General features: G+C 68.3%; 9 protein-coding genes and 1 pseudogene. 6 read left to right on the top strand and 4 right to left on the bottom strand.

The genetic code is table 11. From position 1 onward, the window contains the following. Nucleotides 1-963: 963 nt before the first annotated feature. A complete protein-coding gene (locus ACF1B9_RS35980; RefSeq protein ID WP_391746677.1) occupies nt 964-1,311 on the bottom strand; it encodes a hypothetical protein in 348 nt (115 codons plus the stop codon). 437 nt (nt 1,312-1,748) lie between these two features. Next, the gene (locus tag ACF1B9_RS35975; protein WP_391746679.1) at nt 1,749-2,471 is read right to left on the bottom strand and encodes a dienelactone hydrolase family protein; all 723 of its coding nucleotides are present in this window, start codon (nt 2,469-2,471) and stop codon (nt 1,749-1,751) included. A gap of 235 nt (nt 2,472-2,706) precedes the next feature. Here ACF1B9_RS35975 and ACF1B9_RS35970 point away from each other — a divergent pair. From ACF1B9_RS35970 to ACF1B9_RS35945, 6 genes and pseudogenes are all read left to right on the top strand, one after another. After that, nucleotides 2,707-2,864: pseudogene (locus tag ACF1B9_RS35970) on the top strand (transposase); the annotation flags it as partial. 810 nt (nt 2,865-3,674) lie between these two features. Next, a complete protein-coding gene (locus ACF1B9_RS35965) occupies nt 3,675-3,899 on the top strand; it encodes a DUF6233 domain-containing protein (RefSeq protein WP_391746680.1) in 225 nt (74 codons plus the stop codon). A gap of 215 nt (nt 3,900-4,114) precedes the next feature. Then, on the top strand, nt 4,115-5,023 hold the full coding sequence (locus ACF1B9_RS35960; protein WP_391746681.1) for an aminoglycoside phosphotransferase family protein: 909 nt from the start codon (nt 4,115-4,117) through the stop codon (nt 5,021-5,023). A 721-nt stretch (nt 5,024-5,744) separates the two neighbouring features. Further along, nucleotides 5,745-5,957 (top strand): ferredoxin, encoded by a 213-nt coding sequence (locus tag ACF1B9_RS35955; protein ID WP_391746682.1) that lies wholly within the window; start codon nt 5,745-5,747, stop codon nt 5,955-5,957. After that, complete coding sequence (locus tag ACF1B9_RS35950) at nt 5,944-7,314, top strand: NAD(P)/FAD-dependent oxidoreductase (RefSeq protein ID WP_391746683.1); 1,371 nt, start codon at nt 5,944-5,946, stop codon at nt 7,312-7,314. Before ACF1B9_RS35955 ends, ACF1B9_RS35950 begins: the two co-directional genes overlap by 14 nt. Nucleotides 7,315-7,345: 31 nt before the next feature. Continuing rightward, nucleotides 7,346-8,530, top strand: coding sequence for a cytochrome P450 (locus tag ACF1B9_RS35945; protein ID WP_391746684.1), 1,185 nt, complete (start codon nt 7,346-7,348; stop codon nt 8,528-8,530). Between the two features lie 105 nt (nt 8,531-8,635). Here the strand turns inward: ACF1B9_RS35945 and ACF1B9_RS35940 are convergent, their stop codons facing one another. Then, nucleotides 8,636-8,998 (bottom strand): hypothetical protein, encoded by a 363-nt coding sequence (locus ACF1B9_RS35940; protein WP_391746685.1) that lies wholly within the window; start codon nt 8,996-8,998, stop codon nt 8,636-8,638. A gap of 48 nt (nt 8,999-9,046) precedes the next feature. Further along, complete coding sequence (gene ctaD, locus ACF1B9_RS35935; protein ID WP_391746714.1) at nt 9,047-10,831, bottom strand: cytochrome c oxidase subunit I; 1,785 nt, start codon at nt 10,829-10,831, stop codon at nt 9,047-9,049. Between the last annotated feature and the right edge of the window lie 380 nt (nt 10,832-11,211).

Raw genomic sequence — 11,211 nt, 5'->3', positions numbered from 1 at the left:
CTCCTCTCACCGCCCCGTGACCCGGCCCGACACGCCGGATCACCTCTGCAGATCAACCCGTACGCACCTCTGCATCAGAGCCCGTACGCCGACATCTGGCTCACCTGTCCACAACCTCCCGGGGCAGAACAACTAGCGCGTGTATCGAAAGTAGATCTTGACCGCGCGATGATCTCGTCAAGTGCCGCCGATGTCCCTGAGCCGTCAGCCGCCGGGTCCTCCACTGCCAAAAGCCCCACCGCTGTCATCCTTGCGTGCGTCCCTTGGCGAAGAGGGCCGGTTGAGCTCATATGGGCTGAGACCTTCCCCGAAATCATCTGCATCCCTCAGAGTCCGCCGACTTCGGGAGGCACGCTCGGCCCTTGGCCCCTGCTGTCGTGCCCGAGACCGACGGCGCGTGTCCCACCAGACGAGGCCAATCAGAACAGCGACTACGACCACTACTATGCCGACGGGGAAAATCCAGCGCACAGCCGAGGCGGCCACTGTGATGTCACTGATGGGCACCTGGCTCACAGGGTGGCTCATCTGGCCCACGTCCTTCCGGAGGGGAATCCACCGCTCACGAAGCGAGGCAGAGGCTTCCGCTCATTGGAGAGAGCCCTCGATGGCCGGAACCGTGGGAAGCGCCAATCCCGCTGCCCTTGGCGGGATCAACCTCGCGGCGCCCGCCTGAACTGGACATCTGGCAAGGCTCAAGCTCCCTGACAAGTCTACGGCGGGGAGCGCACGGAGGCCGCTGCCCGCCCGGACGGAGCCTCACGGTGACACACGCCCCTCCCCAAAATGCTCTGACCGGCGGCACAGGACAACATCAGTCGATCCATCTCACCGTCTGACCTGCACAGATGCGACGTAAATCGAACACGTGATGCAGTACCTGTCATGCGACTGGCCTGCTTTCCCCGAGCACCCATCGCCACGCAGTGTGCCTGGGTCCATACCTATCGGACCCTCGCCGATTCAGCTCGACGCGGGCGGACGTCGGCGCTGCGCCGGCACCTGCTGGATCCGTCGGTGCAGGTGTGGTGGCACCCGTGCCTGCGCGAGGCTGGGTCCGGTCACCGAGTGGCTCTGCGCATGCGAGCGCACGAGCTGGAGTCCGGGGCCCGACATGATGACCTCGACCTGGGCGAGGGTGATCATGGTCGCGCTCCACCGGGAGCCGTCCTTGAGGTCCACGAAGACGTCGACGTTGTCCACGGACTCCAGGTCCTCGTCGGCGTTCGGCAGGAATGCAGCTTCGAAGTGCGCCGTGTGGACGCGGTACCAGGACCCGTCCCAGCTGCCCGGCGGTGTGCTGTGACTCATCGGGCGAGTGTGCCGAGCTGAACGGATCACCTCAACTGCGTTCTTCTGTGCCCTCCGCTCAGCCCTGCGTAGCAATCACTACGGCCTGTGACCAGCGTTCGGTGTGGAATTTGGCGTGGTGCTCCATGTTGCGCTTGGTTCGCAGACGGCCAGCTGCTGGCCGCCAACCCCGGCCCGGGCGCTGGTGGGCGAGTCGGTCGCCTGCCCGGCGATCCGCAAGGCACGGGCCGGGTGCCTCACGGCGTGGGCCCAGCCGATGGAGGCGCTGGTGGCCGAGCGCCGCCCCGACCGGACGGTACCGTCGATGGCCGGTACCGCCGCGATCGGGGCGGTTGCATCTGCCGGCCGCCGCCATCGAGGAGGGCCGGGGCCTGTCCTCGATGGCGGCGTCCTGGCCGACACCGCCTAGCGTCTGCTGTCGGCCTGGCGGCCCGGCCTCACTTCAGGTGCCGGGCGAAGAACCGGTTCCCGTCCTCCACCTCGAACCACGGGGTGCCGGTGTGTCCGCCCAGATTGGCGTGCAGCGTCTTCTCCTTGGTGCCGAAGGCGTCGAACAGGTCCAGGGCCCGCTGTCGGGGGTTCCCTTCGTCGTCCCACTGCAGCAGGAGCAGCAGCGGAATGGTGACCTGCCGGGCCTCCTCGCGCTGGGCGCGGGGCACGTAACCCCCGGCGAAGAAACCGGCGGCCGCGATACGCGGCTCGACCACCGCCAGCCGAATGCCGACTGCGGTCCACCCCGAGTACCCGACCGGGCCGCCGATCTCAGGCAGCGAAAGAACGGCGTCCAGGGTGGTCCGCCATTCCGGGACCGCCTTTTCGACCAGCGGGCCGATGAAGGACTCAAAGATCTCATCGACCGGCTCGCCGGCCTGCATCGCCCGGCGGATGTCGGCGCGGGCCTGCTCGTCGGCGGCGGAACGGGGCCGGTCACCGCACCCGGGGGCGTCGATGGCGGCCACCGCGTAGCCGTACGCCCCGGATTGCCGAGCCCGGGCCACCAGCCGGGATTCCCCCTTGGGCAGGCCGTTGTTGTGGGCCATCAGGATCAGCGGCGCCGGTGTGGCGGATTCAGGCGTCCACAGGGTGCCGGGGATCTCACCGAGGGTGAATTCGCGTTCGAGGACGCCGTCGTCGAGGCGCTGTTCGGAAGTGAATTGCATGGTCGTGCCTTTCGGGAGTGCTCGTGAACGGCGCTCCCGGACGACCTATCGTCCGACCGTGACCCCGGAGGTGAGCACCCATGTCGATACTGCGTTCACGGGTACCACCTCCTCGTTCTCTCGCACGGCCTCCGGAAAAGTAGCAGTGGTCGCCGTGGTCCGCCAACTGGTTTTTGCGGAGGCTCCGTGGCCGGATGCCACGGAGCCTCTCGCCTCAAGGCCAAGGCCAATCCGCCTGGGCAAAACCCGTTGGGTGGTAGAGCGGAGTTTCGCCTGGCTCCCCGGTTCAAACGTTTGCGCGTCCGCTACGAGATACGCGCCGAACTCCACCAGAGCCTCCTCGAACTCGCCTGCTCCATCATCAGCTTGAGGCGACTACACACCGCATTCTGAAACGATCAGTGGGTCGCCGCAGCACGACCCGCCATCAGGTCAGGGCCGAAACCCTCCGGGCCCTGCGCGAGTCACGGCGCGCCACATACGCCGGCTACGCAAAGACGATCGACCGCTAACTGGACAAGCTCTCCACCACGTTGCCCCCTCTGTGTCGGGTTGAACGCTTCCCGGACCAGCGCGAGGTGTGGATCGAGAACGCCCACAAGCGGTGGAACGAGGCGCTCGCGTACCGGCAGAACGAGGTCGACACTCAGCGGGTCCTTCTCCGGCTGGACGCCGCCCGCCCGGGGGCCGAGGTCGCGCACGCCGCAGGTGGCCAAGTGGTGCGTCCTCTTCAGCCAGGCAACCGCCCCCGCGATCGCGGCTCTGACAGGGCAGTACCTGGACACCGGCCCCTTCTCGCCGCCATCGACCGGATACGTCCAGACTCTGACGACGGAAGGGTTCGCCCCGCAGGGGCCCGACCTCGATCTCCTGCAGTCACCGGCGCGCGAGGCGTACGACGCCTTCCTGAGCGTGGCGACCGCCGACCTGAGAAGACGGGGTTCTGGCCTGACGTCCGAGTCCGACAGTCTCCCGGGAGACCGACAGGCGTCAGGACGTGCGCGGATACCGCAGGCAACTGACCTGTTATCCGTAGAACCGGCTCTCCGCGTTCCGTGTATCGGCCGCCAAACGACGGGGTCTGCCACGTCGCGCGCGGGGGAGGTACCCGGTGTGTGAGGGGGAACCGGACCCGATCTGCTGGCCGGGCAGGCCAGGGGCGGACGACCGCCTACCCGCGCTGCCCTCAAGGTCGCCCGCGGCTTGCACCGGGCGGCGGTCCGCCGGACGGTCCAGGCGCGGGCCGAGCAGTCGTGGAAGATCCAGCCCCCAGACGGCGGGCCGGCCCGCGATGCTGCACGGCGGGGGCTGCGCCCTGTTCAAGAGCGATCTCGGCTCAACCGCGAAGAGGCGATCACCGCTTTGACGGAGCCGGACATCGAGCCGTGTCAGATCTGCGCCCCGCAGACGGGGCTGGAGCAGGCGTAGGCCGTACCGGACCGCCCGACGCGCTGTGGGGGGCTCGGGGCTTGCTGGGTCGGTCTGTGGAGTTCCTGATCAATGTGGTGCCGGCCCGCGCGGTCCCGACACTGCCCGACGGGCCTGTCTGGTGGTACGAACCCAGATTCGACGGTTTTCCAGACATTCAGATCTCGCGTCGTTAATCACTTGCCAGGTACGACCTCACCGGTGAGGATCAGCGGGTGCTTACAGCTGTGCCGGACGGGCGCGCGGGAATCAACGCCGCCCTGGTGAAGCGGTTGATCACCGACCAGTTCCCTCAGTGGAGCCGTCTGCCCGTGGTCCCGGTGGCGGTGGACGGCTGGGACAACCGCACCTACCGCCTCGGTGAAGACATGACGGTCCGCCTGCCCACCGCAGCCGGCTACGCCCCTGCGGTCGACAAGGAATGCGACTGGTTGCCTCGCCTGGCCCCCGCGCTGCCGGTGGCTGTCCCCACCGTCCTGGCCAAGGGAGCCCCCGGCGCGGGGTACCCCTACCCCTGGTCCGTGCGCGGCTGGCTGCCCGGCGAGACGGCTTCTCCTGAACGCATCGACGACATGACCCAGTTCGCCACCACTGTCGCCGGGTTCATCCTCGCCCTTCAGCGCTGTGACTCCGAGGGCGGTCCTCTCGCCGGGGCGCACAGCGGGCATCGCGGCGCGTCACCCGCCCACTACGACGACGAGACGCGTCGCTGCATCACTGCCCTGAGCAGCCGGATCGACACCGTGAGGGCCACCGAGACCTGGCAAGCGGCACTCGAGGCCCAATGGCGCGGCACGCCGGTGTGGTTCCACGGCGACATCTGTGGCAACAACCTGCTTGTCACCGACGGCAAGCTGTCGGCCGTCATCGACTTCGGCACCTCTGGCATCGGCGACCCCGCCTGCGATCTCGTGATCGCCTGGACCATGCTCCGCGGGGAGAGCCGCGAGGCATTCCGGCACGCGGTCGGCCAGGATGACGGCACCTGGGCCAGGGCCAGGGGCTGGGCGCTGTGGAAGTCCCTGCTGACGTTGGCCCAGTGCTCCGATCCCGGGGACGGGCGAGTCGCCATCCATCTCGATGTGATCGACGCGGTGCTGGCCGACCACGAACGCTTCGCGTAACCCGGACCGACGTCGGCGCACTCCCCCACCGCCCAACGCCACCAGTCAGGTCACTTCGGTCTCATGAGACTCGTCGAAGTCTGGAGAACGACAGTCACAGGACTGTGCGGCGCCGTACGCGACACCGTGTACTTGCACGCCCGGTCCGGTCGGATCCTCACCCAGTGCTGGATGCACCCAACTATGGACGGAATGGAGCTCCGGCCCGGCACCGTGCTGGACGAGGAGGCCGTCCGCTCGGCGCGACTGCGGCTCACCCCGCCTGGATGCCGGGCAATATCGCGCACAAGACCCCGACGCCCGTCCTGGTGGGTTCGTTCACGTTCGACGGCAGCGATTGTCGATGAGGTGAGGAAGCGGTCGCTGAACAACAGGCATTGATGATGTTCACGAAGAATGACGTCGCCATCTGCTCCTTCCGGTTGCGTCCAGGCCCTCACCCGCAGCCGACGCCAGGACGATGCCTGCCCGGCCTTCGAGAAGATGCTCACCTGCGTCGGCCATCTCGGCCTGTACGCCGAGGAGACCAGCCACATCGCAGGACAACTGGGCCTTTTCCCAGGGTCTTCACGCGCGTGAGTCCCACCGCCGGATGCAGCCTCGATCGCGCACGGGCCGGCTGCTGCCCCGGCAGCGCCCCGCGAGCGGTCGCCGTGCGAGCCTGCGGTGCTCGGCCCATGCTGGAGAAGAGGGGGGTGCGGCGACAGAGGAAGTGGTGGGGATGCGAACCGTTGTGGACCTCACGCGCTGCCAGGGCTATGCACAGTGCGTGTTCCTCGCACCCAGGATGTTCGAGCTGCACGGCGCGGAAGGACTGCTGTACGCCACGGCCGTCCCGGACGACCAGGCCGAGCGCGTGCGCCAGGCTGCGGCGGCTTGTCCAGTCCAGGCCATCCTCGTCGGTGAGGAAGTGAATCCCGATGGCCGCCGATGATCTCCGGGACGGCCGGATCGTGATCGTCGGTGCGTCGCTGGCCGGGCTGAGGGCTGCGGAGACACTGCGCGAGAAGGGCTTCACAGGCTCCCTCACGGTGGTCGGGGACGAGCCCCATCCGCCCTACGACCGGCCGCCGCTGTCCAAGCAGGTACTGCTCGGCCAGGCATCGGCGGACACCACCGAACTGCCGATGCGCCGGGACCCGGGCGCCGACTGGCGGCTGGGAGTGGCCGCCACCGGTCTGGACCCGCTGGAGAAGCGGCTGCTGCTGGCCGACGGGGAGTCGCTGCCGTATGACCGCCTGCTGATCGCCACCGGGACCCGGGCCCGGCCCTGGCCCAACCCGACGGAGGGTGCCCTGGACGGGGTGTTCACGCTGCGCACGCGTGAGGACGCTGCGGGGCTGGCCGAGCGACTGGACGCCGGGCCGAAGCGGGTGCTGGTGATCGGCGCCGGCTTCACCGGCTCGGAGATCGCCTCGGCCTGCCGCGAACGCGGCCTCGACGTCACGGTCGCCGAACGCGGCCCCGCACCCCTGGTGGGAGCGCTCGGCGGCACCCTGTCGAAACTCGCGGCCGTCATGCACCGCAACCACGGCGTGGACCTGCGCACCGGGGTCACCGTCACCGCCCTGCGCGGCAACGGCGGCTTCGCCGGCGCGGACCTGTCCGACGGCACACGTGTCGAAGCGGACGTGTGCGTCGTGGCGCTGGGGGCGGTCCGCAACGTCGAGTGGCTGGCCGACTCCGGACTGGCGGCGGGCCCGCGCGGGATCGCCTGCGACGCCGGCTGCCGCGCCTTCAACATGTATGGCATCGTCACCGACGACGTCTTCGTGGCCGGCGACGTCTCCCGGTTCCCCCACCCTCTCTTCGGCTATCAGATGCTCTCCCTGGAGCACTGGGGCAACGCGGTCGAACAGGCCGAGGTGGCAGCCCACAACATGATCAGCCCGGGACCCATGAAGCGCCCGCACCTGGCCATCCCGACGTTCTGGTCGACCCAGTTCGGGCTCAACATCAAGTCCGTTGGCGTACCTACCTACTCCGACCACGTGGTCATCGCCCAGGGCTCCCTGGAGGCCCGCCGTCTGGCAATGGTCTACGGCTACCAGGGGCGGATCACCGCCGCAGTCACCGTCGACATGGCCAAGTCGCTCGACTACTACCGGCACCTGATCGAGACCGCGGCCCCCTTCCCGCCCCCGCCCGGCGCGCAGGACCGTGCGCTCGCGGCCGACGTCCCGGTGCCGTCCGACGTGCCGGATCCGAAGGGGCTGTCCCACGGCCCCACCGTGGCGCTCACCGGATACCTGCCCGACCGTCGACTGAGCGTGGTGCAGCCCACGCACTGACCCACGCCCCGTCCCACGACGAGGAGCCACCATGGACTCCGAGACCCTGCTGGCCCGGATCACCGACTACGCCAGTCGCCCCAACCCCTACCCGCTGTACGCGGAACTCCGCGCGGCCGGTCCCGTGGTCCGGCAGGCGGACGGCAGCTACCTGATCGGCACGTACCACGAGATCGCCGCACTGCTTCACGACCCACGGATGAGTGTCGACCCGCGTACCCGTGGCGAAGTGACCCGCAAGCCGCCTTTCCTGCGGCTCGACGACCCGGAGCACGACAGGCTGCGCACGCTGGCCATGCGGCCGTTCGGGCCACCGCACAGCCCGGGGCGGGTCGATGCCATGCGCGGCGAGATCGACCGGATCGCCAAGGAACTGCTGACCTCCTTCGAGGCAGGCCGGCAGATCGACATCGTCGACGACTTCGCCTACCCGCTGCCCGTCACGGTGATCTGCCGCCTGCTCGGCGTCCCCCACGAGGACGAGCCGATGTTCCGGGCCTGGTCCGACGCTCTGGTCACGGCCGCCGACGTCCGGCCCGGCAAGGCCACCACCGGGACGGACCAGGCCGGCGACCGGGCACGGATCGAGATGGGCGGATACCTGGTCGGCCTCGCCGAACAGCGCCGTGGCCATCCGAACGACGACATGCTCTCCGCCTTCGTCAACGAGCCGGACCCGGCCCTGCGGCTCACTCAGGAAGAACTCGCGGAAACCGCCGTACTGCTGCTCATCGCAGGACACGAGACCACCGTCAACCTGATCACCAACGGGGTGCTCACCCTGCTGCGCCAGCCCGAGCACCTGGACCACCTGCGCCGTGACCCCGACCTGCTGCCGCGAGCGGTGGAGGAACTGCTGCGCTACGAACCCCCCGTCCACCTGCGTGAACGCATCCCCCACGCGGACATCGACGTCTCCGGCACCACGATCCCCGCAGGCGCATCCGTGAACCTTGCGCTGGCCTCGGGCAGCCGCGACCCCATGAGGTTCCACGAGCCCGACCGGTTCGACCCCACCCGCCCGGACAACCAGCACCTCGGCTTCGGCAGCGGTATTCACCTGTGCTATGGCGGTCCCCTGGCCCGTGTGGAGGCCCAGGCCGCGCTCGGCGCGCTGATCCCCTGGCTGAGCACGGCGCGCCTGGTCCAGGACCCGCCTCCCTACCGGCAGAGCGCCATGCTGCGCGGCCCCCGCCACCTGCCCGTTCAGCTCTGAGGTGATCCTGAGAACCCTCGGGCGGCCTCGGCCACGGCAATGCCTCACCTCGGATGCCGCCCAACTCGCCGAAGCCGGTGGGGCGTTCCGTGCACGAGGAGCGGATCACCGCTCGTCCTCGGCGGTTCCCACCGGGCCGGCGGTCCGTACCGGAAAGAGCGCGGACCAGCGAGCTTCCTCCTCACGCTGCTCCCGGCCCCGTCGCCGCCACGCCTGGACGGTCAGGGACACCACGGCGGTGGTGCCCGCGACCGCAAGCAGCGCGACCACGCCCGGATCGACCGGCATGAGCAGCAGAAACATCGCGAGGCCCGCCGATCCCCAGCCGGTCAGCACAGCGGCAGCGGCCAGCCGCCGGGAGCGCGGCCGGTCCTGGCCCGCCCGCAGATCGATATAGGCAGGCAGGTACCAGACGTTGCCGGATGCGAGGAGCATGACGACACCGACCGCCAGAACACCGTGGGACATCGGGCTGCACTCTCCTGAGGGCGGGGCTTACGGAGGGAGACGGAAGGGTCAGTTCGATACAGCGGGTTCGAGTTCAAGCGCGGCGATCTCCGGATGGTGCAGATCGAACGCCGGGGACTCGCTGCGGATGCGGGGCAGGGCGGTGAAGTTGTGCCGGGGCGGAGGACAGGACGTGGCCCATTCCAGGGAGCGGCCATAGCCCCAGGGGTCGTCGACGGTGACCTTCCGGCCGTACTGGCTGGTCTTCCAGACGTTGTAGAAGAAGGGCAGGAACGACAGCCCGAGGAGGAACGAGCCGATGGTGGAAAGGGTGTTGAGAGCGGTGAATCCGTCGGCGGCGAGATAGTCCGCGTACCGGCGCGGCATTCCCTCGGCTCCGAGCCAGTGCTGCACGAGGAACGTGAGGTGGAAGCCGGCCGTCAGTACCCAGAACGTGATCTTGCCCAGGCGTTCGTCGAGCATCTTGCCGGTGAACTTCGGCCACCAGAAGTGGAATCCGGCGAACATCGCGTACACGACCGTGCCGAAGAGCGTGTAGTGGAAGTGGGCGACAACGAAGTACGAGTCGGAGACATGGAAGTCCAGTGGCGGTGCGGCCAGGATGACTCCGGTCAGTCCGCCGAAGACGAAGGTGATCAGAAATCCGGTGGTCCACAGCATCGGTGTCTCGAAGGACAGCGATCCCTTCCACATCGTTCCGATCCAGTTGAAGAACTTCACTCCGGTCGGTACGGCGATCAGGAAGGTCATGAAGGCGAAGAAGGGCAGCAGTACGCCACCGGTCACATACATGTGGTGGGCCCAGACGGTGACGGACAGTCCGGCGATGGCGATCGTCGCGGCGACGAGACCGATGTAGCCGAACATCGGCTTCCGGGAGAAGACCGGAATGATCTCGGACACGATGCCGAAGAACGGCAGAGCCAGTACATAGACCTCCGGGTGGCCGAAGAACCAGAAGAGGTGCTGCCACAGAAGCGCGCCTCCGTTGGCGGGATCGAAGATGTGTGAACCGAATTTCCGGTCCATCTCCAGCGCGAAGAGGGCCGCGGCCAGGACCGGGAAGACCAGGAGGATGAGTACGGCGGTCAGCAGTACGTTCCAGGTGAAGATGGACATCCGGAACATGGTCATTCCCGGGGCACGCATGCAGATGATGGTGGTGATGAAGTTCACCGCTCCGAGAATGGAACCGAAGCCGGAGAGCGCCACGCCCATGATCCACATGTCGGCACCGATGCCCGGTGAATGCGTGGCGTCGGACAACGGGGCATAGGCGAACCAACCGAAGTCGGCGGCGCCCTGGGGAGTGAGGAACCCCGCGGCGGCGATCAGTGAACCGAAGAGGAACAACCAGTACGCCAGCATGTTCAACCGCGGAAACGCTACATCGGGTGCGCCTATCTGAAGCGGCATGAGCCAATTGGCGAATCCCGTGAACAGCGGCATCGCGAACAGCAGCAGCATCACCGACCCATGCATGGTGAATGCCTGATTGAACTGCTCGTTGGAGATGATCTGCGTCCCGGGACGGGCGAGTTCGGCGCGCATCACGAGTGCCATCACGCCGCCGATCAGAAAGAAGACGAACGCGGTGACGAGATAGAGCGTGCCGATCTGCTTGTGGTCGGTCGTCGTGAGCCACGAGACGACGATCCGTCCGCGGGACGAACGGCCCGGCAGACCGGTGCCGGAGTGCACCGCCGGCTCGTTCGTGTCGGACCGGGTGGCCCCGCGGCCGTTCCTGGTGGAGTGCGCGTCGGCAATGGCGGCACCGGGGTCGGGGGGCATGGGCCCCTGTGCGGGGGCGGTCTGACTGCCCTGCGATTCCATTGCGTCCACCGGACCGTGTCCTCCAGCTGTTGCGGTTCTTCGAGCGCTCCCCCGGCCGGACGGGGCGGAGGGGAGCGGTCGGAAAGGTCCGGCGGATCACGAGGGGACGGACCGGACCTTCCCGGCCGCACCATCCTGGCCGTGCCCCTCGAAGCCCTCCAGGGACCGACAGGTACCTTGCACGGGGCCGACCGGCCCTACTGCGGATCCGTCAGGCAGCCGACCGGCCTCACCCGTGCCGGTCCCGAGGGCAGTGCACCGCCGGGCCTCCGGCCCCGTGGCTGTCGTAGGCTGACCGTCCGTGGACCGGTCCCAGCCCTGCGGTGATCCGGTGAGCGATTTCCCGGCATTCGGCACACGGAACCAGAGAGCGGCGCCCC

The sequence above is a fragment of the Streptomyces sp. NPDC014727 genome (assembly GCF_043083485.1).
GTDB lineage: Bacteria > Actinomycetota > Actinomycetes > Streptomycetales > Streptomycetaceae > Streptomyces.
Note: the sequence above shows the minus strand (reverse complement) of the source record. Positions and strands in the feature narration are given on the sequence as shown.

Coding starts and splice junctions, on each gene's coding strand:
- ACF1B9_RS35975 (WP_391746679.1), bottom strand. CDS start 2,471: ATGCAATTCACTTCCGAACAGCGCCTCGACGACGGCGTCCTCGAACGC.
- ACF1B9_RS35950 (WP_391746683.1), top strand. CDS start 5,944: ATGGCCGCCGATGATCTCCGGGACGGCCGGATCGTGATCGTCGGTGCG.
- ACF1B9_RS35955 (WP_391746682.1), top strand. CDS start 5,745: ATGCGAACCGTTGTGGACCTCACGCGCTGCCAGGGCTATGCACAGTGC.
- ctaD (WP_391746714.1), bottom strand. CDS start 10,831: ATGGAATCGCAGGGCAGTCAGACCGCCCCCGCACAGGGGCCCATGCCC.
- ACF1B9_RS35945 (WP_391746684.1), top strand. CDS start 7,346: ATGGACTCCGAGACCCTGCTGGCCCGGATCACCGACTACGCCAGTCGC.
- ACF1B9_RS35980 (WP_391746677.1), bottom strand. CDS start 1,311: ATGAGTCACAGCACACCGCCGGGCAGCTGGGACGGGTCCTGGTACCGC.
- ACF1B9_RS35940 (WP_391746685.1), bottom strand. CDS start 8,998: ATGTCCCACGGTGTTCTGGCGGTCGGTGTCGTCATGCTCCTCGCATCC.